Here is a 20,091-nt window from a genome sequence, read left to right on the forward strand (position 1 = left end):
GCAGCAGAAGTCACACAGCAACTAACGATCAACTACTGGCGCAGGACACTAGTGCTGTGGCCGGAGCGTGCGCCGGGGCGAACGCCCGTGGCTTCCCCAAGGGGCCGTCAGCCCCACTGTTCGATGCCGAGCTTGATCACCAGCGCGCCCACCACCGTCAGCAGCACGCCGCGGACGAAGCCGCTGCCCTTCTTGAGCGCCATCCGGGCCCCGACCATGCCGCCGGCCAGGTTGAACACCGCCATCAGCGCGGCCAGCTGCCACAGCACCATGCCCTGGTACGCGAACATCGCGAGCGCCCCGGCGTTGGTGCAGCAGTTGACGATCTTGGCGGTGGCGGAGGCGGTGACCAGGTCGAGGTGGAGCAGCGCGGTGAGGGCGAGCACCAGGAAGGTGCCGGTGCCGGGTCCGATGAGGCCGTCGTAGAAGCCGATGCCGAGGCCGGCCAGGCCGATCGCGAGCAGCATCCGCTGCCGGCTGACGGGCGCGGTGGAGGGGGCGGCGCCGAAACCGGGCTTGAAGATCACGACGGCCGCCACGATCACGAGCACCACCATGATCAGCGGGCGCAGCGCGTCCTTGCTGATGCCGCCCGCGAGCGCGGCCCCGCCCATGGATCCGGCGAGCGCGGCCAGGCCGATGCGGACGGCGAGCTTCAGGTCCACCGGGGCCTTGCGCGCGTACGTGACCGCCGCACCCGAGGTGCCGACGATGGCCACCGCCTTGTTGGTGCCGAGGACGGTGGCGGGATGGGCGTGCGGCAGGCCGAGCAGCAGGGCGGGCAAAAGCAGCAGACCGCCGCCGCCCACCACCGCGTCGATCCAGCCGGCCGCCGCGGCGGCCACGCACAGCACGATGAGCATGGTCGTTGATATGTCAGGCACGGTCACGACCCTATGGAGCGGTTGGGTGCAGCGACCATCAATCCCCGGAAACTTGCGCAAAGGTTGAGCTTTGCCTGGCCGGCGCCCGGTCCGGCGCCACCGGAGCAGCCGGGTCCACGACCGCCGTCAGCACGCTCGCGGCCACCACGCTGGCCAGCCCCAGCCCGGCCGCCAGCCGCCGCGCGGGCGGTACGCGGGCCAGTGCGGCCTGCCACGGGGACGGCCTGCGGTGCCGTCCGGGAGCGCGGGCAGGGGCGGGTGCAGGGGCTGATGCAGAGGCGGGCCCGGCCTCGGGCAGGGTGATGTGCAGCGGGTGACGCATCGGCGCGGGACCTCTCGAAGGACGCGGGGCTCGGAAATCAGAAGCTGAAGCACTCGCAGTGGATGCGCTCGGCCGGCACCCCGGCGCGCAGCAGCGAGGTCTGCGCCGCCCGGGCCATCCCCGGCGGCCCGCACACGTACACGTCGTGCTCGGCCAGGTCCGGCACCAGCGCGGCCAGCGCCTGCGGGGCGAGCGGATCTCCCCCGGCCACCGCTGGGAGGTGCCCCCCTGCGGCGCGGGACGGCCCGAGCAGGTAGTGCAGCCCGGCGTGCCGCTCGGCGGCGATCGCCTCCAGCTCGGAGCGCAGCACCAGGTGCTCCTCGGCCCCGGCCCGGTAGAGCAGGGTGATCTCCCCCGGCCCGCCGGGCAGCGTCTCGAACAGGGCCCGCATCGGGGTGATCCCCACTCCGCCGGCGATCAGCAGCACCTTCGCGCGGGTGCGCCGGGCGGCGGTGAGCGCCCCGAACGGGCCGGTGGCCAGCACCCGCGTGCCGGGGCGCAGCCGGCGGATCCGGCGGGAGTGGCCGCCGAGGCCCTTCACGGTGATCCGCAGGGTGTTGCCCCGGACCGGCGCGGACAGCGAGAACGGCAGGGCGGTGTGCCACAGCCGCCGCTGGAGGAACCGCCAGCGCAGGAACTGCCCCGGCTGCGCGCGCAGCTCCGCGAGGTGCGCCCCGTACATGACGACGGAGACCACCCCGGGCCCCTCGGCCCGGACCTCCAGGACCCGCAGCGCGTGCCGCGCGGCCTGCCGTACGGGGACCACGGCCCGGTACCAGACGAGCAGGACGGCGACGACGGCGTGGGCGAGCGCCCAGAACCAGGCGACCAGGGTGAGATCGGGCCCGGCGAGCTGGTGGCCGAAGGCGAGCGCGGCGGCGAGGTAGACGAACAGGTGCACCCCGCGCCAGGTTTCGTGGGAGACGCGGCGGCGTACGGACCGGGCGGAGGTGATGCCGACGCCGGCCAGCAGCACGGTCCCGGCGAGGGCGGCGGCCACCGCCGGGTATCCCAGCAGCTCACGGGCGGCACGGACGACGTCGGCCCCCTCGTGGACGGCGTACCCGCACAGCGCGAGGAGCGCGTGCCCGAAGCAGAGCAGCAGCACGTGGCGGCCGCCGAGAGCGTGCCAGCGGGCGAGGCGGTCCGCGCCCACCCCGTGCTCGACGGCGGGCACCCTCGCCATCAGGAACAGCAGGACGAGCACCCCGTACCCGGCGAGCAGCCCGCTGAGGTGCGCGGCGGTGGCGAACAGCGCGTCGAGCCGGGCCGAGGGCCGTACCTGCGCCGCCCAGAGCAGGGTGACCACCCCCGCCCCGCCGAGCATCCCGCCCTTGACCCGCACCACCGCATCTCGCATGGCGCCCACGCTAAGCGGACCCCGGGCCCCCGGGATGATCCTTAAGGCGGCCTTGAGGAACGCCTCACCGACGCTTAACCCCGCCGCTGAGGTGGGCGTTCCGCCCGGGTAACAACGCCGATGCGGCGGGGAAACAGCGGGCGCGCACGCTCGTGCCATGACCTCGGAAAAGCGTGTGGTGGTGATCGGCGGCGGCCTCGCGGGCCTTCGGCTCGCGCAGCGGCTCGCCGGAGCCGCGGCGGTGACCGTGCTGGGCGAGGAGCCGCACGTCCCGTACAACCGCGTGCTGCTGGCCGACGTCCTGGCCGGCCGGTACGCCCCGGAGGTGGCCGCCCTCCCGGCGCCCGGCCCGGCGCTGCGGCGCGGTGTCCGGGCGGTCCGCATCGACCGGGCCGACCGGGCGGTGCACTGCGACGACGGCAGCACGGAGCGGTACGACACGCTGGTGCTGGCCACCGGTTCCAACCCGGTCCTGCCGCCGCTGCGCGGACTGTTCGAACCGGACGGGCGGGAACTCCCGGACGGGGTGCACGCGTTCCGCACCATGGACGACTGCCTGGCGCTGTCGGCGGCGGTACGTCCGGGCGTACGGGCGGTGGTGATCGGCGGCGGCCTGCTGGGCGTCTCGGCCGCGCGGGCCCTGGCGGAGCGCGGTGCGCAGGTGGTGCTGGCCCAGCAGGCGGAGCGGCTGCTGGAGCGCCAACTGGACGCCGACTCCTCGGCCTTGCTGCACGCCCACCTGTCCACCCTCGGCGTGGAGATCCACACGGCGTGCCGCGTCCGCGGCCTGACGACTTCACCTGCGGGGCCGCTGCCCTCCGGGCGATCCGGCCCGCCAACAGACGGCATCAGCCCGGATTCAGCCTCGCCGGCGTTTGAGGCGCGGGTCCGGGCAGAGCCCGGGAGGCGGCGCGGCGGGGGCGGTCCCCGGGCGGTCACCGGGGTGGAGTTCGCCGACGGCTACCGGCTCGACGCCGACATCGTCGTGCTCGCCTGCGGCGTACGCCCCCGCACCGGCCTGGCCCGGGCCGCCGGCATCGAGGTCCGCACCGGCGTCGTGGTCGACGACCGCCTGCGGACGAGCGACCCCCGCATCCACGCCATCGGCGACTGCGCCGAGCACGCCGGCCAGGTGTACGGCCTGGCAGGCCCCGCGCTGGAGCAGGCCGACGCCCTCGCCTCGGTCCTGACCGGAGCGCCCACGCAGTACACCGGCACCCGCGCCCTCACCCGCCTCACCCTCGGCGGAGCCGACCTCGCCGCCTTCGGCGAGACGACCCCCCGCCCCGGCGACGACGTGGTCCGCCTCGCCGACGCCACCCGGCGCACCTACCGCAAGGTCGTCGTCCGCGGGGACCGCCTCGTCGGCGGCGTACTGCTCGGCGAACTCTCCACCGTGGGCGCCCTCGCCCGCAGCTGGGAGGACGGCGAACCCCTGACCGACCTGTTCCACCTGCTCACCGACGACGGAGGCCACTGACATGACCGAGCCCCTGCCCGCGATCGTGCTCATCGGGCACGGCATGGTCGGCCAGCGCTACCTAGAGGCGCTCGCCGAGCGCGGCGCCACCGCCACGCACCGGATCACCGTGCTCTGCGAGGAACCCCGGCCCGCCTACGACCGGGTGCACCTCACCTCCTACTTCTCCGGCAGCACCCCCGAGGACCTGTCCATGACGCCCGCCGGCTTCATGGCCGAGCACGGCATCTCCCTCCACCTGGGCGACCCCGCCGAGACCGTGGACCGGCAGGCCCGTACCGTCACCTCCCGCTCCGGGCAGGTGTTCCCGTACGACGTCCTGGTGCTGGCGACCGGCAGCTACCCCTTCGTGCCGCCCGTCCCCGGCAAGGACGCCCCGGGCTGCTTCGTCTACCGCACCATCGAGGACCTCCTCGCGATCGAGGAGTACGCCAAGACCCGCACCCGCGGCGCCGTCGTCGGCGGCGGCCTCCTCGGTCTGGAGGCGGCCGGCGCCCTGCAAGGGCTGGGCCTGGCCACCCGCATCGTGGAGTTCGCGCCGCGCCTGATGCCCGCCCAGGTCGACGAGGGCGGCGGCGCGGCCCTGCTGCGCACCATCGAGTCCATGGGCCTGACCGTCCACACGGGCGTCGGCACCCAGGAGGTACTGACGGGAGAGGACGGATCCGTCAGCGGGATGCGGCTCTCCGACGGCTCCACCGTCGAGAGCGACCTCGTGGTCTTCTCGGCCGGCGTCCGCCCCCGCGACCAGCTCGCCCGCGCCGCCGGCCTGACCGTCGGCGAGCGCGGCGGCATCAGCGTCGACTCCCGCTGCCGCACCTCCGACCCGCAGGTCTACGCCATCGGCGAGTGCGCGCTCGCCTCCGACGGCCGCGTCTACGGTCTGGTCGCGCCCGGCTACGAGATGGCCGAGACGGCCGCCGACGACCTGCTGGGCCGTGAGAAGGAATTCACCGGAGCCGACCTCTCCACCAAGCTCAAGCTGCTCGGCGTGGACGTGGCCTCCTTCGGCGACGCCCACGGAGCCGCCGCCGACAGCCTCGACGTCGTCTACTCCGACTCCCGCTCGGGGGTCTACAAGAAGGTGGTCGTCTCGGCCGCGGGCGTCCTGCTCGGCGGCGTCCTGGTCGGCGACGCGGACTCGTACGGCCTGCTGCGCCCGCTCACCGGCTCCGTCCCGCCCGTCGCCCCCGAGCAGCTGGTCCTGCCCGCCGGCATCGGCGCGCCCGCCGCCCTGGGCCCGGGTTCGCTGCCGGACACCGCGGTCGTCTGCTCCTGCCACAACGTCACCAAGAAGGCCATCACCGCCTACGAGACCCTGGCCGAGGTCAAGAAGTGCACGAAGGCCGGCACCGGCTGCGGCAGCTGCCTGAAGGTGATCGGCCAGCTGCTGCCGGCCTCCACCGACAAAGGGCTGTGCGGCTGCTTCCCGTTCACGCGCGCCGAGCTCTACGAGATCGTCCGTACCCGTCGGCTGACCTCGTACCGGCAGATCCTCGACGGCCACGGCCGTCCGGAGGCCCGCGGCGGCGACGGCTGCGAGGTCTGCAAGCCCACCGTCGGCTCGATCATCGCCTCCCTCGCGCCCACCCTGGGTGCGAGCGGCTACGTCCTGGACGGCGAGCAGGCCGCCCTCCAGGACACCAACGACCACTTCCTCGCGAACCTCCAGCGCAACGGCTCCTACTCGGTCGTCCCGCGCATCCCCGGCGGTGAGATCACCCCCGACAAGCTGATCGTGATCGGTGAGGTGGCCCGCGACTTCGGCCTCTACACGAAGATCACCGGCGGGCAGCGCATCGACCTCTTCGGCGCCAGCGTCGATCAGCTCCCGCGGATCTGGGCCCGGCTGGTGGACGCCGGATTCGAGTCCGGGCACGCCTACGGGAAGGCCCTGCGGACGGTGAAGTCCTGCGTCGGGCAGACCTGGTGCCGCTACGGGGTCCAGGACAGCGTGCGCATGGCCATCGACTTGGAGCTGCGCTACCGGGGCCTGCGCGCCCCGCACAAGCTCAAGTCGGCGGTCTCCGGCTGTGCCCGCGAATGCGCCGAGGCGCAGAGCAAGGACTTCGGCGTCATCGCCACGGCCAGCGGCTGGAACCTCTACGTCGGCGGCAACGGCGGGGCCACCCCGCGCCACGCGGACCTGCTGGCCCAGGACCTGTCGGACGCCGAACTGATCCGGCTCATCGACCGGTTCCTGATGTTCTACATCCGCACCGCCGACCGGCTGGAGCGCACCTCGGCCTGGCTGGAGCGGCTGGAGGGGGGCCTGGCCCACCTGCGGGACGTGGTCGTTCACGACTCGCTCGGGCTGTGCGCGGAGCTGGAGTCGCTGATGTCCGACCACGTGGCGCACTACCGGGACGAATGGGCCGAGACGCTCCAGGACCCGGAGCGGCTGCGGCGGTTCGTGTCCTTCGTCAACGCGCCCGGAGCCCCCGATCCGACCGTCAAGTTCGTCCCCGAGCGCGACCAGGTCAAGCCCGACCTGGCCGTCCTGACCCTGGAGCCCGTGGGAGGCACCCGATGACCGTGGAACTCAAGGTGGCGGAGGGATGGCTGACGGTGTGCGAGCTGGCCGTACTGGTGCCCGGGCGCGGGGTGGCGGCGCTGCTGCCGGACGGGAGTCAGGCCGCGGTGTTCGTCGACCGCGCGGGGCGCCCGTACGCCATCGGCAACCAGGACCCCTTCACCGGGGCGCAGGTGCTCTCGCGCGGGCTGGTGGGGTCGGCCGCCGGGCGGCCCTTCGTGGCCTCGCCGCTGCTCAAGCAGCGCTTCGACCTGGAGTCGGGGCGCTGTCTGGACGACGAGGAGGTGGCGGTCCGTACGTACCCGGTGCGGACCGCCGCGACCTCGCGGTGATCAGCCCTGGACCATCGCCGGGTCCATCCACATGATCTCCCAGGTGTGGCCGTCGAGGTCGTCGAAGGCCCGGCCGTACATGACGCCGTGGTCCTGGGCGGGGCGGGGCTCGGTGGCCCCGGCCGCCAGGGCCCCGTCGACGAGTTCATCGACCGCGGCGCGGCTCTCGGCGCTCAGGCAGAGCAGCACCTCGGAGGTCGTGGTCGCGTCGGCGATGGCCTTGTGGGTGAAGTCCTTGTAGCGGGCCTCGGTGAGGAACATCGCGACGATGCTCTCGGTGATGGGCATGGCGGCGCAGTTCTCGTCGGTGAACTGGGCGTTGAAGGAGTAACCGAGCTTGCCCCAGAAGGTCTTGGAGGCCTCGAGGTCCTTGACCGGCAGGTTGACGAAGATCATGGTGGAGGACATCTCGGTCCCTCTTCTCTCGCTGTTGTCGTTGCTTTCGAGAGGTAGACCGGGGAGCCCCGGGAAACTCATCGCTCCCCGCGAAAATTTTTCCGGGATTCCCGAAACCGCAGGTCAGGCCGCTGTGGAGCGCAGTTGCAGGGCCGCCAGCGGTACGAAGCCCAGCCCGTCGCCGCTCGCCGCCGAGGCGTCCTGCCCGGCGAGGCGTTTGTGCAGGGTCAGGGCGATCCGCTCGCCCTGACCCTTGGCCCGCTCGGCGTTCGGCCCCTGGTGCAGACCGTCGATGGTGGCGCGCCACAGCTGTACCCAGCGCCCGAAGTCCTCCGCGCTCATGGCCCGCGCGGAGTTCAGCGCGGCGTGCGGGGCGAAGGCGTCGCGCCGGTAGTCGGCGCTGCGGAACAGGGCCCGCTCCCAGAAGTCGGTGATCCGGGGGAGGTGCGCTTCGAGGTCGGTACCGGCGATCTCGGTGAAGAACGGCCCGATCCGCGAGTCGGCGAAGGCGGCCGTGTAGAAGCGGCGCAGCACGACGTCGAGGTCGGCGCGGCCGCGAATATCGGCTTCGGCGGCGAAGTGGTTCATTGCTCCACCATCCTCCCCCATGCCGGGCCTCCCCAGGGGAGAAAGTCCCGCAGTCCGGTGGGAGGCCGCCTCGTGCGACCCGGACCCGCTGCCCCCGCCGGGGCTGGGGTCGGGGGCCGCACGAGGCTTACGAGGCCACCGCGCCGCCCTTGAGCAGCGCGGCCCCCAGGGGCGTGACGGTGTGCAGTACGGCGTTGCCCCGGCGCAGGGTGGTGACCAGGCCCGCCTCGCGCATGACGCAGGCGTGCTGGCTCGCGGAGGCGAGCGAGACCCCGGCCCGGCGGGCCAGTTCGCTGGTGGTGGCGCCGTCGCCGATGGCCCGCAGCACCACCGAGCGGGTGTGCCCGACCAGCTTGCCCAGGGTGCGCTGGCGCTGCTCCTCCGCCGGCCGGGCCGACTCGCCGCCGGCGGGCGCGGAGGCCAGCTGGGCGGCGGCCGGGTACACCAGCACCGGCGGGAGTTCCGGGTCGTGCAGGGTCACCGCGGTGCGGCGGCAGAAGAAGGACGGCTGGAGCAACAGCCCGCGCCCCCGCAACCGTACGTCCCGGTCCACGGGGTAGTCGCACTCCAGCACCGGGGCCCGCCAGCGCAGCATCGGCGGCAGCGAGGCCAGCAGCTCGTCCGCTCCCCCGTCCAGCAGGGCGCGGCCCCGTGCGGCCCGCTCGGCCTCGATCTGGGCCTGGATGTGGGTCCAGTACGGTTCCACGGCCGCCCGGTGGTAGCCGCGCAGCTCGCCCAGCAGCCGGGGCAGGTGCTTGGTGCCGCCGTCCATGAACTCCCGCAGCCTGCTCGGCGGCGGGGTCCCGAAGGCCGCACCGAAGCCCGTACCGGCGCCCGCGCCCGCGCCGACGAGGCCGAGCTCGCGCCGCATGCGCTCGGGACGGATCCCGCGCAGCGCGTCGAGACCCACGTCCCATCCGTACTGCCCCTCCACAGGGGTCAGGAAATCCGGGAAATAGCCGCGACTGGGTATGAGCGTGCCGAGGAGCCGTGTTTCACCATTCAACCTGCTCCGGGTTTCCGTACGCCATTCACCGAACAACCGGGCGTCACGCCGGTCTCTTAAGCGGTGAAAACTAAGAATCGTTTCCCACAACGCATCGGGACGCCCTGCCATCCGTACGCGTGCCAGGTCCACTCCAGTGAAATGGATACGAAGCACCGAACCCCCACCTGTGCAACCGCAATCCCCCCGCCTCATGAGTATGCATGCCGTCACACGACGTCACCACGCCCTTTCAGCCACAGTTGAAACCCCTTTCGGCGAGGGCGTGACAACCGAAATCCTGTACTCCGCCAGGCACACTCCAGTGCGACCGAAACGCTCCGTGAAGGCCGTGGGGGGCTTTGCGGGGCCTGGCGGTCGGTCGCACCGGGAAGCGCCGACGTGCCCGGCGATTGGCGGCAGGCGGTGGACGGGTGGGGATCCGTCCACCGCCTGGTGCCGTAAAGATTCGTTGAACAAAAAAAGAAATAGGCGCGGCTGCCCTCGGGGGTCAGGGAACCCGGGGGCAGCCGCGGTCTACAGGGCCCGTCGCACGGGCCGGGGGTCAGGGGCCGGGGTCAGCGGCTGTCGCTGCCCTTCGCCTCGGCGGCCGCACGGCCCGCCTCCAGGCGCGCCACCGGGATCCGGAAGGGCGAGCAGGAGACGTAGTCGAGGCCGACCTCGTGGAAGAAGTGGACGGACTCGGGGTCGCCGCCGTGCTCGCCGCAGACGCCGAGCTTGAGGTCGGGGCGGGTGGCCCGGCCGGCCTGGACCGCGGAGCGGACCAGCGCGCCGACGCCGTCCCGGTCGATGGTCTCGAACGGGGAGACCCCGAAGATGCCCTTCTCCAGGTAGGCGGTGAAGAAGCTGGCCTCGACGTCGTCGCGGGAGAAGCCCCACACCGTCTGGGTCAGGTCGTTCGTGCCGAAGGAGAAGAACTGCGCGGCCTCGGCGATCTGGCCGGCGGTCAGCGCGGCGCGCGGCAGCTCGATCATGGTGCCGATGGTCAGCTTGAGGTTGGTGCCGGTGGCGGCCTCGACCTCGGCGATGACCTGGTCGGCCTCGTCGCGGACGATCTCCAGCTCCTGGACCGTGCCGACGAGCGGGACCATGATCTCGGCGCGCGGGTCGCCCTTGGCGTTCTTGCGCTCGGCCGCGGCTTCGGCGATCGCCCGGACCTGCATCTTGAACAGGCCGGGGATGACCAGACCGAGGCGGACGCCGCGCAGACCCAGCATCGGGTTCTGCTCGTGCAGCTTGTGCACGGCCTGGAGCAGGCGCAGGTCGTTCTCGTTGGCGTCCTTGCGGGACTCGGCGAGGGCGACGCGCACCGACAGCTCGGTGATGTCGGGCAGGAACTCGTGCAGCGGCGGGTCGAGCAGGCGGACGGTGACGGGCAGGCCGTCCATCGCCTCGAACAGCTCGACGAAGTCCTTCTTCTGGAGCGGCAGGAGGGCACTGAGTGCCTCCTCGCGCTCGCCGTCGGTGTCCGCGAGGATCAGGCGCTCGACCATCTCGCGGCGCTCGCCGAGGAACATGTGCTCGGTGCGGCACAGGCCGATGCCCTGGGCGCCGAAGCGGCGGGCGCGCAGCGCGTCCTCGGCGTTGTCGGCGTTGGCGCGCACCCGCAGCCGGCGGACGCGGTCCGCGTAAGCCATGATCCGGTGCACGGCGGCGACGAGCTCGTCGGCGTCGTCGGCGCCGGCGTGCATGCGGCCCTCGAAGTACTCGACGACCGGGGAGGGTACGACGGGTACCTCACCGAGGTAGACCTTGCCGGTGGAGCCGTCGATGGAGACGACGTCGCCCTCTTCGATGACCGTGTCGCCGACCGTCATGCGGCGGCGCTTGGTGTCGACGTCGAGCTCCTCGGCGCCGCAGACACAGGTCTTGCCCATGCCGCGGGCGACGACGGCGGCGTGCGAGGTCTTGCCGCCGCGCGAGGTCAGGATGCCCTCGGAGGCGATCATGCCGTCCAGGTCGTCCGGGTTGGTCTCGCGGCGGATCAGGATGACCTTCTCGCCGGAGCGGGACCACTTGACGGCCGTGTACGAGTCGAAGACGGCCTTGCCGACGGCCGCGCCCGGGGAGGCGGCGATGCCGCGGCCGAGCAGCTCGGTCTTGGCGTCCTCGTCGAAGCGGGGGAACATCAGCTGCGCGAGCTGGGCGCCGTTGACGCGCTGGAGCGCCTCGGCCTCGTCGATCAGGCCCTGGTCGACGAGCTGGGTGGCGATGCGGAAGGCGGCGCCGGCGGTGCGCTTGCCGACACGGGTCTGGAGCATCCACAGCTGGCCGCGCTCGATGGTGAACTCGATGTCGCAGAGATCCTTGTAGTGGGTCTCCAGCGTCGTCATGATCGTCATGAGCTGGTCGTACGAGACCTTGTCGATGGCCTCCAGGTCCGCGAGCGGCACGGTGTTGCGGATGCCCGCGACCACGTCCTCGCCCTGGGCGTTCTGGAGGTAGTCGCCGTAGACGCCCGCGTGGCCGCTGGCCGGGTCACGGGTGAAGGCGACGCCGGTGCCCGAGTCGGGGCCGAGGTTGCCGAAGACCATGGAGCAGATGTTGACCGCGGTGCCCAGGTCGCTCGGGATGCGCTCCTGGCGACGGTAGAGCTTGGCGCGGTCGGTGTTCCACGAGTTGAAGACCGCCTCGACGGCGAGGTCCATCTGCTCGCGGGCGTCCTGCGGGAACGCGCGGCCGGCTTCCTTGGCCACGATCTTCTTGAAGCGCGTGACCAGCTTCTTCAGGTCGGCGGCGTCGAGGTCGGTGTCGACGGTGACCTTCTTGGCGGCCTTGGCCTCTTCGAGGGCGTCCTCGAAGAGCTCGCCGTCCACGCCCAGGACGGTCTTGCCGAACATCTGGATGAGGCGGCGGTACGAGTCCCACGCGAAGCGCTCGTCACCGGCCTGGGAGGCGAGGCCCTTCACGGACGCGTCGGAGAGGCCGATGTTGAGGACGGTGTCCATCATGCCCGGCATCGAGAACTTGGCGCCGGAGCGCACGGAGACCAGCAGCGGGTCGTCCGACTGGCCGAGCTTCTTGCCCATCTTCGCCTCGAGGGCAGCGAGGTGCGCGCCGACCTCTTCGCGCAGCTCGGCCGGTGCCTCGCCGCTGCCGAGGTAGACCTTGCAGGCCTCGGTGGTGATGGTGAAGCCGGGAGGGACCGGCAGACCCAGGTTGGTCATCTCGGCGAGGTTGGCTCCCTTGCCGCCGAGAAGGTCCTTGAGGTCGCGGTTGCCCTCGGTGAAGTCGTAGACGAACTTCTGATCTTTGTTTTCCGACACGGGTCTCGACTCCTCGAGGCTCGGTGGCTGCCCTGACGGCCAGGAACATACCCAGATCAAAGGCTTATGGGTACGTCCACTTGGTCGTCATGAGGCTGTAACCACCCGTGCGCCAGGACATCGAAAGTGACTGGCGGGTAGCCAGAACATACGAAGAGCGTTCAGGTCCCGAAGGATGAGGGGACTTTTGAGGCTTGAACCCGCTCGGATGAGCGATCATCGATACATTTGCGTTCAAGTCTTGAACGTACAAAGGGTGGCACCCAGTGCCACCCTTTGAAAGTCTTACCCGTGATTTTTGCGCTCATCTGAGCGCAACCCCACCCATGCGTGGCGTATGTCACGCCGCTGATGGCACGTTTTGCCAGCTAATTCTCAGCCTCCGGACGTGTCGAGTTCGGCTTCCTCGCTCACGCCCGCACAGTCGTAGGGATCCTTCAACCAGCCCTCGGGCAGGACGACCCGGTTGTTTCCGGACGTACGGCCCCGCGGACCGTCCGCACTCTCGGGCCACGCCTGGTCCAGGTCCAGCTCGCTCAGATGAGCATCCAGTTCGGCCAGGGAGGAGGTGATGGCCAGTTTCTTGCGCATCTCCGAACCCACCGAGAAACCCTTGAGGTACCAGGCCACGTGCTTACGGAAGTCGATCACCCCGCGCGCCTCGTCACCGATCCACCGGCCCAGCAGTTCGGCATGCCGGTGCATGGTCGCCGCGACCTCGCGCAGCGTCGGCTCGTGGAAGTCCTCGGGACGGCCCTCGAAGGCCGCCACCAGGTCGTTGAACAGCCACGGCCGCCCCAGGCAGCCGCGCCCCACGACCACGCCGTCACAGCCGGTCTCGCGGACCATGCGCAGCGCGTCCTCGGCGCACCAGATGTCGCCGTTGCCGAGCACCGGGATCTCCGGCACGTGCTCCTTGAGCCGCGCGATGGCGTCCCAGTCGGCCGTGCCGCCGTAGTGCTGGGCGGTGGTGCGCCCGTGCAGCGCGATGGCGGTGACGCCTTCCTCGACGGCGATCCGGCCGGCGTCGAGGTAGGTGAGGTGGTCGTCGTTGATGCCCTTGCGCATCTTCATCGTCACCGGGAGGTCGCCGGCCCCGGCGACGGCCTCGCGAAGGATCGCGCGCAGCAGGTTGCGCTTGTACGGGAGGGCCGAGCCGCCGCCCTTGCGCGTGACCTTGGGGACCGGGCAGCCGAAGTTGAGGTCGATGTGGTCGGCGCGGTCCTCCTCGACGATCATCCGGACCGCCTTGCCGACCGTCACGGGATCGACTCCGTACAGCTGGATCGAGCGGGGCTTCTCGGCCTCGTCGAAGTGGATCAGCTGCATGGTCTTCTCGTTGCGCTCGACCAGGGCGCGGGTGGTGATCATCTCGCTCACGAACAGTCCCTTGCCGCCCGAGAACTCGCGGCACAGGGTACGGAACGGGGCGTTGGTGATGCCGGCCATGGGCGCGAGCACCACCGGGGGCTGCACGGTGTGCGGGCCGATCGCGAGGGGCGGAGGGAGCGTGGTCATTCCACCATTGTGGCTCAGTCGCGCCGCACCGCATATTTCATTAGTTAGCCGTACTATCGGCTACATGCACGACTTGAGCCGCCGGCGGCGCATGCTCGTACTGGCGATCTGCTGCATGAGCCTGCTCATCGTCAGCCTCGACAACACCGTCCTGAACGTCGCCCTCCCGGCGATGCGACGCGAGCTGAACGCCTCCCTCGCCGGAATGCAGTGGACGATCGACGCGTACACGCTGGTCCTGGCCTCGCTGCTGATACTGGCGGGCTCCACGGCGGACCGGATCGGCCGCCGCAAGGTCTTCAGCGTGGGCCTCGTCCTCTTCACGGCCGGCTCGCTGCTGTGCTCGCTCGCGCCCAGCCTGGGATGGCTGGTCGCCTTCCGGATGATCCAGGCGGTGGGCGGCTCCATGCTCAACCCCGTCGCCATGTCGCTCATCACCAACACCTTCACCGACCCCCGCGAGCGCGCCCGCGCGATCGGCGTGTGGGGCGCGGTGGTCGGCGTCTCCATGGCCGCCGGCCCGCTGATCGGCGGGCTGCTGGTGGACTCGGTCGGCTGGCGGTCCATCTTCTGGGTCAACCTTCCGATCGGCCTGGCCGCCCTCGTACTGACCCTGCGCTACGTCCCCGAGTCGCGGGCCGACCGCCCCCGCCGGCCGGATCCGGTCGGGCAGCTGCTGGTCATGGGGGTGCTCGGCTCGGTGACGTACGGGATCATCGAGGCCCCGGCGGCCGGCTGGTACTCCCCGCTGATCCTGGGCTGCGCCGCGGTCGCCGTGGCCTGTCTGGCCGGGCTGCTGGTGTACGAGCCGCGGCGGGCGCAGCCGCTGATCGACCCGCGGTTCTTCCGCAGCGCCCCCTTCAGCGGGGCCACGGTGATCGCGGTGAGCGCCTTCGCCGCGCTGTCCGGGTTCCTGTTCCTGAACACCCTGTACCTCCAGGACGTACGGGGGCTGGACGCCCTGGACGCCGGGCTCTACATGCTGCCGATGGCGGCGCTGACCGGCCTGTGCGCCCCGCTGTCGGGGCGGCTGGTGGGCAGCCGGGGGCCGCGGCTGCCGCTGGTGGTCGCGGGGGTGGCCATGGGGGCGAGCGGGCTGCTGTTCGCGGCGTTCTCGGCGGAGGCCTCCACACCGCTGATGTTCGCCGGGTACGTGCTCTTCGGTCTGGGCTTCGGGATGGTCAACGCCCCGATCACCAACACCGCGGTCTCCGGGATGCCCCGCGCCCAGGCGGGGGTCGCGGCGGCCATCGCCTCCACCAGCCGGCAGACCGGCGGGATGCTGGGCGTCGCGGTGATCGGCGCCGTCCTGGCGGCCGGGACGGCGGGCGGCGGCGACTTCGTGGCGGCGACCCGGCCCGCCTGGTGGATCATCACCGGGTGCGGGCTGCTCGTACTGGCCGTGGGCTTCGCCACCAGCGGCCGGTGGGCGCACGGGACGGCCCTGCGCACGGCCTCCGCCCTGGAGCCGGAGCCGGTGCTCAGCCCCGCGCCGGCCGGCGCTCCCCCGCGCGTTTGACGATCCGGTCCCCGACGCTGAAGGCCGCCCAGGTACGGCCGTCCACCAGGTACGAGGTCTCGGCGCCGGTCTCGTCGCGTACGTGGAGCCACAGATCGGTGCGGCTGCCGACGGTGAGCTGGACGTTCCTCGTGCTCCGGGCGACGACCACGCCCTCGTAGGTCTCGGCCGACTCGCGCCGGCCGGTCGCGGCCACGGCCGAGGCCAGCGCCAGGACGATCCACGCACAGAGCACCCAGAACAGAATCCACACGGCCCCCACCCCCGGAATCGATTCTCCGTCCGCGGGGCCGGGAGCGGAATCCCCCTGACGGGGGGTCTCGGCTGTTCCTGTTTCTTCCTGGCGGCCGTTCCCTTTCCTGGCGGCTATTCCTGGCAGTCGAAGTCGTCGGCGTGCGTGTCGATGCGGGCCAGGAGTCCGCGCAGCACGCCCTGCTCCTGGTCGGAGAGCCCGGAGAACAGGCCGAGTTCGACCGCGTCCAGCGCCGCGTTGGTCTCGCCGAGGGCGGCGGACCCGGCGTCGGTGATGGCCACGTTGTGCCGGCGGCGGTCGGCGGGGTCCCGGCGGCGGTCGGCCAGGCCGTCGCGCTCGAGGTCGTTGAGGATCCCGACGAGCACGCTCGGGTCCACCTCCAGCCGCTCGGCGAGCGCCCTCTGGCTGATGGGGCCGCCCTCCAGGTGCATGAGCGTCATCGCGTGGCGCGGGGTGAGCCCCGCCGCGCTGAGCGCCTTCTTCATCCGGGTCTGGGTGACCGAACCGTGCCAGGCCAGCAGCAGGCCCAGCCGCTGCGGCGGGTGCGAGGAGTCCTGAGGCGCCGTCATGCACACATCGTAACAACCTTGGAATGATTGCGATCAGCCAATCATTGATGGTATTCAATGGTTTCACACCATCGACTGTTGGAGCTCGTCATGTTCATTGCCTATGCCGTCGTCGCCGGCCTGCTCGCCCTGACCCTCGCCGCGTCCGCGACCCTCACGCTCCAGCGCAACGAAGCGATCGTGGCGAGCATGCGGAAGGTCGACGTACCCGACTCCTGGCTGCCGCGCCTGGCCACCCTCAAGGCCGCGGGAGCCGTCGGCCTGGTCACGGGCCTGTGGCTGGCCCCACTGGGCACGGCCGCCGCCGTCGGGGTGACCCTCTACTTCATCGGCGCGATCGTCGCCCACCTGCGCGCCAAGAACTTCGACCTCGCCCCGGCGGCCGCCCTCGCCGCGACGGCGGCGGCGGCCCTGGCCCTGCGCCTGGCGGCGTAGGGCGACGCGGGGCGCCTCCGCTGGACAGATGATCTATGCAGAGATAATCTCTGCACAGATCTTCTAGCGAAGGAGCCCTCATGTGGGTTTACGAGCACAGCCTGGAAACCACCGCCGCGCCCGAGGCGATCTGGCACCTGTGGGCCGACGTCGAGAACTGGGGCACCTGGAACGCCGACATCGAGAAGATCGAGCTCCGCGGCCCGTTCGCGGCCGGCAGCGAGATCACGATGACCCCGGCCGGCCAGGACCCGGTGGAACTGCGCATCGCCGAGGTGACCGAGGGCGAGTCGTTCGCCGACGAGGCGCGCTTCGACGGCCTGGTGCTGCGCACGGCGCACCGGATCGAGCGGCTCGACGGGGCCACCGCGGCGGCCGTCCGGGTCGTGTACCGGATGGAGATCACCGGCGCCGGAGCCGAGGAGATGGGCCCGCGGATCGGCCCGGCCATCACCGCCGACTGGCCCGAGACCATGGCCGCACTGGTCCGGGAAGCGCGGGGCTGATGGCCCTCGCGCCCGGAGAGAGTCCCGGATTCCTGCTCTGGCACGCCACGCTGCGCTGGCAGCGCGACATCGCCGCGGCCCTGGCGCCACTGGGCCTCACCCACGTGCAGTTCGTGCTCCTCGCCTGCACCTGGTGGCTCAACGGCCAGGGCGGGCACCCCAACCAGCAGGCCCTCGCCCGCCAGGCCGGCACCGACGTGAAGATGACCTCGCAGGTGGTGCGGACCTTGGAGGACAAGGGGCTCGTCGCCCGCGAGGTCGACCCGGCCGACACCCGCGCCAAGCGGCTGCGCGTCACCGAAGCCGGCGCCGAACTGGCCCCGCGCGCCATCGCGGCCGTCGAAGGCGTCGACGCGCGGTTCTTCGGGCCGGTGCCCGTCGACGAGGCGGTGGCCCTCCTCGGCCGCCTGGCACACCCGGAGGAATGACACCGGACCGCCCGCTCTCACGCTGACGAGTGACAGATATTGAAATCTGTCACTCGTCATGCCATTCTCTTCTCATGACGACGAACGAGAGCACCTACGCCACCACCCGGCGCCTCGGCGCCACCGGCCCCTCCGTCTTTCCGCTGGGGCTGGGCTGCATGGGCATGTCCGCGCTGTACGGCGAGGCCGACCGGGCCGAGTCCCTCGCCACCATCCACGCCGCCCTGGACGCCGGGCTCACGCTTCTGGACACCGGCGACTTCTACGGCATGGGTCACAACGAACTGCTGATCAACGAAGCGCTGCGCACCGCGCCCGCGGCGGCCCGCGACAAGGCGCTGACCAGCGTGAAGTTCGGCGCGCTGCGGACGGTCGAGGGCGGCTTCACCGGGTATGACGGCCGGCCCGAGGCCGTCAGGAACTTCCTCGCCTACTCGCTCCAGCGCCTCGGCCGGGACCACATCGACATCTACCGGATCGCCCGCGTCGACCCGGACGTGCCGATCGAGGAGACCGTCGGCGTCATCGCCGAGGCCGTCCAGGCCGGGCACGTCCGCCACATCGGCCTCTCCGAGGTCGGCGCGGACACCCTGCGCCGGGCCGCCGCGGTGGCCCCGATCGCGGACCTCCAGATCGAGTACTCGCTGATCTCGCGCGGCATCGAGGCGGACATCCTGCCGACCGCCCGCGAGCTCGGCATAGGCATCACGGCGTACGGGGTGCTTTCCCGCGGCCTGATCAGCGGCCACTTCAGCCGCGAGCGGACGCTGGCCCCGGGCGACTTCCGCGGGATGAGCCCGCGCTTCCAGGGCGACAATCTGCACCGGAACCTCGACCTGGTCGACGCGCTGCGCAAGGTCGCCGAGAACAAGGGCGTGAGTGTCGCGCAGATCGCCATCGCTTGGGTGCTCTCGCGCGGCGAGGACATCGTGCCGCTGGTCGGCGCCCGCCGCCGCGACCGGCTCACCGAGGCGCTGGGCGCCCTGGACACGGAGCTGACGGCCTCCGACCTCGCCGCCATCGAGGCGGCGATACCGGCCGGGGCGGCGGCCGGCGAGCGGTACCCGGCGGCGCAGATGGCCCACCTCGACAGCGAGCACTGAGCTGGCGGTACGGTCATCTCATGCCCCCCGCTGCCGGCGAACCCCTGACACCCGAGCGCATCCTCGAGACCACCGAGGAGGTGCTGCGCCGCTTCGGCCCCACCAAGGCGACCGTGGTGGACGTGGCGCGCGCCCTGGGCGTCAGCCACGGCAGCGTGTACCGGCACTTCCCGTCGAAGGCGGCGCTGCGCGAGGCGGTCACGGACCGCTGGCTCGCCAAGAGCGTCGTCATGCTGGAGGAGATCGCCTCGGCTCCCACCGGGACGGCCCCCTCCAAGCTGGAGGCGTGGCTGGAGGCGCTCTTCGAGGCCAAGCGGCGCAAGGCGGGTGCCGACCCGGAGCTGTTCGCGACGTACACCGTGCTGCTCGCCGAGAACAGCGGTGTGGTGGACCGCCACCTGACCGAGCTGATCGACCAGTTGACCCGGATCATCGCCGAGGGCGTCGCCGCCGGCTCGATCAGCGCGTCGGACGTGCCGTTGGCCGCCCGGGCGGTCTTCGATGCCACCGGCCGTTTCCACGACCCGCAGTACGCGGCCGACTGGTCCTCGCCCACGATCCACACCGAGTTCGGGGCGGTCACCACCCTGGTGATCCGGGGCTTGCGCGCCTGACGCGACCCCTGCCGGAACCATTCAGTCCGGACAAGTTGGCGAGCATTTGACCCGCCCGGCTTGTTCCTGCCGTCAGCAAGTCCATACGGTCCCCCTACCGCACTCATCAGGCATGTTCCAGGGGGAACCTTGTCCGTCCAAGACGCACCACTCGCCCGACCCGCGCCTCCCGCCCGCTCCGGCGCCGCCACGGCCCTCGGCTGGATCCTGACCATCGGCCTCAACGTGGTCGCGCCGATCATCACGTACAACACGCTCGTCGACGACCACGGCTGGAGCGAGTTCTCGGCGCTGCTCCTCAGCGGTGCCTGGCCGGTGCTCGACAGCGCCATCAGCGTGGCCTGGCGGCGCAAGCTCGACGAGTTCGCCATCGTGACCCTGGTGTTCCTGGTGATCACGGCCGTGGTCTCGCTCGTCGGCGCGCACTCGGCCCGCGCCCTGCTCATCAAGGACTCCGGCGTGACCGGGCTGTTCGGGCTGCTGTGCCTGGCCACCCTGCTCGCGCCGCGGCCGCTGATGTTCTACTTCGGCCGCAAGTTCGCCACCGACGGCACCGCGCAGAGCACCGCCTGGTGGAACGGCCTGTGGCAGTACGAAGGCTTCCGCACGACCCTGACCCGTATGACGCTGGTGTGGGGCGTCGCGTACGTCACGGAAGCCCTCGTCCGCATCGCCCTGGCCTACACGCTGGACACCAAGACCATGGTGACGCTCAGCCCTGTCATGATCTACGGCGTGCTGGCCGCGCTCGGCCTGTGGACCGCCAGGTACGGAAAGCGTTCCCAGGCCAACGGTGAACGCCGCGCCGCCCAGGCCGAGTCCGAGGCTGCCGCCGCGACGGCCGCCGTCTGATCCGGACCGCCCCACGCAAAGACCGGTGGCCCGGTGCGCACTGCGCACCGGGGCCCCCCGGGTTTGGTGCCGGGACCGCCCCAAGAACCCCGCAAGCGGGGGCCGCGGGTGCTGATGTTGGGGGTCA

At 71.6% G+C, this 20,091-nt stretch carries 19 protein-coding genes; 10 read left to right on the forward strand and 9 right to left on the reverse strand.

Features of this window, described 5'->3' with window-relative positions; translation table 11 throughout:
* Nucleotides 1-107: 107 nt before the first annotated feature.
* Nucleotides 108-884 carry a sulfite exporter TauE/SafE family protein gene (locus ACFWBF_RS34015; protein WP_385608562.1) on the reverse strand — a complete coding sequence of 259 codons (777 nt, stop codon included), beginning with the start codon at nt 882-884 and terminating at the stop codon, nt 108-110.
* A gap of 359 nt (nt 885-1,243) precedes the next feature.
* Nucleotides 1,244-2,566, reverse strand: coding sequence for a ferric reductase-like transmembrane domain-containing protein (locus ACFWBF_RS34020; RefSeq protein ID WP_385608564.1), 1,323 nt, complete (start codon nt 2,564-2,566; stop codon nt 1,244-1,246).
* 157 nt (nt 2,567-2,723) lie between these two features.
* Here ACFWBF_RS34020 and ACFWBF_RS34025 point away from each other — a divergent pair, with 157 nt between their 5' ends.
* Genes ACFWBF_RS34025 through nirD form a run of 3 tightly spaced genes read left to right on the forward strand, consistent with a single transcriptional unit; the run spans nt 2,724 to nt 6,911 of the window.
* Nucleotides 2,724-4,046 (forward strand): NAD(P)/FAD-dependent oxidoreductase, encoded by a 1,323-nt coding sequence (locus ACFWBF_RS34025; RefSeq protein WP_385608565.1) that lies wholly within the window; start codon nt 2,724-2,726, stop codon nt 4,044-4,046.
* 1 nt (nt 4,047) lies between these two features.
* The gene (gene nirB / locus ACFWBF_RS34030) at nt 4,048-6,579 is read left to right on the forward strand and encodes a nitrite reductase large subunit NirB (RefSeq protein WP_385608567.1); all 2,532 of its coding nucleotides are present in this window, start codon (nt 4,048-4,050) and stop codon (nt 6,577-6,579) included.
* Nucleotides 6,576-6,911, forward strand: coding sequence for a nitrite reductase small subunit NirD (gene nirD / locus ACFWBF_RS34035; RefSeq protein WP_385235972.1), 336 nt, complete (start codon nt 6,576-6,578; stop codon nt 6,909-6,911). Before nirB ends, nirD begins: the two co-directional genes overlap by 4 nt.
* Here the strand turns inward: nirD and ACFWBF_RS34040 are convergent, their stop codons facing one another.
* The 5 genes from ACFWBF_RS34040 to dusB form a co-directional block, all read right to left on the reverse strand.
* Nucleotides 6,912-7,319 (reverse strand): VOC family protein, encoded by a 408-nt coding sequence (locus ACFWBF_RS34040; protein WP_385608569.1) that lies wholly within the window; start codon nt 7,317-7,319, stop codon nt 6,912-6,914.
* A 111-nt stretch (nt 7,320-7,430) separates the two neighbouring features.
* Nucleotides 7,431-7,895 (reverse strand): group III truncated hemoglobin, encoded by a 465-nt coding sequence (locus ACFWBF_RS34045; protein WP_385608571.1) that lies wholly within the window; start codon nt 7,893-7,895, stop codon nt 7,431-7,433.
* A 127-nt stretch (nt 7,896-8,022) separates the two neighbouring features.
* Complete coding sequence (locus ACFWBF_RS34050) at nt 8,023-9,057, reverse strand: helix-turn-helix domain-containing protein (RefSeq protein ID WP_385608572.1); 1,035 nt, start codon at nt 9,055-9,057, stop codon at nt 8,023-8,025.
* Nucleotides 9,058-9,458: 401 nt separating this feature from the next.
* Entirely contained in the window at nt 9,459-12,167 is a 2,709-nt protein-coding gene (gene ppdK, locus ACFWBF_RS34055; protein ID WP_385608574.1) for a pyruvate, phosphate dikinase, read from the reverse strand.
* Nucleotides 12,168-12,542: 375 nt separating this feature from the next.
* Nucleotides 12,543-13,685 carry a tRNA dihydrouridine synthase DusB gene (dusB, locus tag ACFWBF_RS34060; RefSeq protein WP_385608575.1) on the reverse strand — a complete coding sequence of 381 codons (1,143 nt, stop codon included), beginning with the start codon at nt 13,683-13,685 and terminating at the stop codon, nt 12,543-12,545.
* A gap of 64 nt (nt 13,686-13,749) precedes the next feature.
* Between dusB and ACFWBF_RS34065 the strand changes: the two genes are divergently transcribed.
* Complete coding sequence (locus tag ACFWBF_RS34065) at nt 13,750-15,204, forward strand: MFS transporter (protein WP_385608577.1); 1,455 nt, start codon at nt 13,750-13,752, stop codon at nt 15,202-15,204.
* Here the strand turns inward: ACFWBF_RS34065 and ACFWBF_RS34070 are convergent.
* Both ACFWBF_RS34070 and ACFWBF_RS34075 read right to left on the reverse strand, forming a co-directional pair.
* Nucleotides 15,167-15,457 (reverse strand): hypothetical protein, encoded by a 291-nt coding sequence (locus ACFWBF_RS34070; RefSeq protein WP_385608579.1) that lies wholly within the window; start codon nt 15,455-15,457, stop codon nt 15,167-15,169. The genes ACFWBF_RS34065 and ACFWBF_RS34070 overlap by 38 nt on opposite strands.
* A 113-nt stretch (nt 15,458-15,570) precedes the next feature.
* Nucleotides 15,571-16,026, reverse strand: coding sequence for a MarR family winged helix-turn-helix transcriptional regulator (locus tag ACFWBF_RS34075; RefSeq protein ID WP_385608581.1), 456 nt, complete (start codon nt 16,024-16,026; stop codon nt 15,571-15,573).
* Nucleotides 16,027-16,116: 90 nt separating this feature from the next.
* Here ACFWBF_RS34075 and ACFWBF_RS34080 point away from each other — a divergent pair, with 90 nt between their 5' ends.
* From ACFWBF_RS34080 to ACFWBF_RS34105, 6 genes are all read left to right on the forward strand, one after another.
* Nucleotides 16,117-16,461, forward strand: coding sequence for a DoxX family protein (locus ACFWBF_RS34080; protein ID WP_385608583.1), 345 nt, complete (start codon nt 16,117-16,119; stop codon nt 16,459-16,461).
* Between the two features lie 80 nt (nt 16,462-16,541).
* Nucleotides 16,542-16,967: a polyketide cyclase gene (locus tag ACFWBF_RS34085; protein ID WP_385608584.1), complete on the forward strand. Its 426-nt coding sequence runs from the start codon at nt 16,542-16,544 to the stop codon at nt 16,965-16,967.
* Nucleotides 16,967-17,395: a MarR family winged helix-turn-helix transcriptional regulator gene (locus ACFWBF_RS34090; protein WP_385608586.1), complete on the forward strand. Its 429-nt coding sequence runs from the start codon at nt 16,967-16,969 to the stop codon at nt 17,393-17,395. The genes ACFWBF_RS34085 and ACFWBF_RS34090 overlap by 1 nt, the downstream gene beginning before the upstream one ends.
* 74 nt (nt 17,396-17,469) lie before the next feature.
* On the forward strand, nt 17,470-18,498 hold the full coding sequence (locus ACFWBF_RS34095; protein ID WP_385608588.1) for an aldo/keto reductase: 1,029 nt from the start codon (nt 17,470-17,472) through the stop codon (nt 18,496-18,498).
* A gap of 20 nt (nt 18,499-18,518) precedes the next feature.
* Nucleotides 18,519-19,112 (forward strand): TetR family transcriptional regulator, encoded by a 594-nt coding sequence (locus tag ACFWBF_RS34100; RefSeq protein WP_385608590.1) that lies wholly within the window; start codon nt 18,519-18,521, stop codon nt 19,110-19,112.
* 129 nt (nt 19,113-19,241) lie between these two features.
* A complete protein-coding gene (locus ACFWBF_RS34105) occupies nt 19,242-19,964 on the forward strand; it encodes a VC0807 family protein (protein WP_385608591.1) in 723 nt (240 codons plus the stop codon).
* The last annotated feature ends 127 nt before the right edge of the window (nt 19,965-20,091 follow it).

This window comes from Streptomyces sp. NPDC060028 (assembly GCF_042736725.1).
Classification (GTDB): Bacteria; Actinomycetota; Actinomycetes; order Streptomycetales; family Streptomycetaceae; genus Streptomyces.

Excerpts from the sequence above, each read along its gene's own strand:
- ACFWBF_RS34045 (WP_385608571.1), bottom strand. The coding sequence starts at position 7,895 with ATGAACCACTTCGCCGCCGAAGCCGATATTCGCGGCCGCGCCGACCTC.
- ACFWBF_RS34065 (WP_385608577.1), top strand. The coding sequence starts at position 13,750 with ATGCACGACTTGAGCCGCCGGCGGCGCATGCTCGTACTGGCGATCTGC.
- ACFWBF_RS34090 (WP_385608586.1), top strand. The coding sequence starts at position 16,967 with ATGGCCCTCGCGCCCGGAGAGAGTCCCGGATTCCTGCTCTGGCACGCC.
- nirB (WP_385608567.1), top strand. The coding sequence starts at position 4,048 with ATGACCGAGCCCCTGCCCGCGATCGTGCTCATCGGGCACGGCATGGTC.
- ACFWBF_RS34100 (WP_385608590.1), top strand. The coding sequence starts at position 18,519 with ATGCCCCCCGCTGCCGGCGAACCCCTGACACCCGAGCGCATCCTCGAG.
- ACFWBF_RS34020 (WP_385608564.1), bottom strand. The coding sequence starts at position 2,566 with ATGCGAGATGCGGTGGTGCGGGTCAAGGGCGGGATGCTCGGCGGGGCG.
- ACFWBF_RS34085 (WP_385608584.1), top strand. The coding sequence starts at position 16,542 with ATGTGGGTTTACGAGCACAGCCTGGAAACCACCGCCGCGCCCGAGGCG.
- ACFWBF_RS34075 (WP_385608581.1), bottom strand. The coding sequence starts at position 16,026 with ATGACGGCGCCTCAGGACTCCTCGCACCCGCCGCAGCGGCTGGGCCTG.
- ACFWBF_RS34040 (WP_385608569.1), bottom strand. The coding sequence starts at position 7,319 with ATGTCCTCCACCATGATCTTCGTCAACCTGCCGGTCAAGGACCTCGAG.
- dusB (WP_385608575.1), bottom strand. The coding sequence starts at position 13,685 with ATGACCACGCTCCCTCCGCCCCTCGCGATCGGCCCGCACACCGTGCAG.
- ACFWBF_RS34080 (WP_385608583.1), top strand. The coding sequence starts at position 16,117 with ATGTTCATTGCCTATGCCGTCGTCGCCGGCCTGCTCGCCCTGACCCTC.
- ACFWBF_RS34025 (WP_385608565.1), top strand. The coding sequence starts at position 2,724 with ATGACCTCGGAAAAGCGTGTGGTGGTGATCGGCGGCGGCCTCGCGGGC.
- nirD (WP_385235972.1), top strand. The coding sequence starts at position 6,576 with ATGACCGTGGAACTCAAGGTGGCGGAGGGATGGCTGACGGTGTGCGAG.
- ACFWBF_RS34095 (WP_385608588.1), top strand. The coding sequence starts at position 17,470 with ATGACGACGAACGAGAGCACCTACGCCACCACCCGGCGCCTCGGCGCC.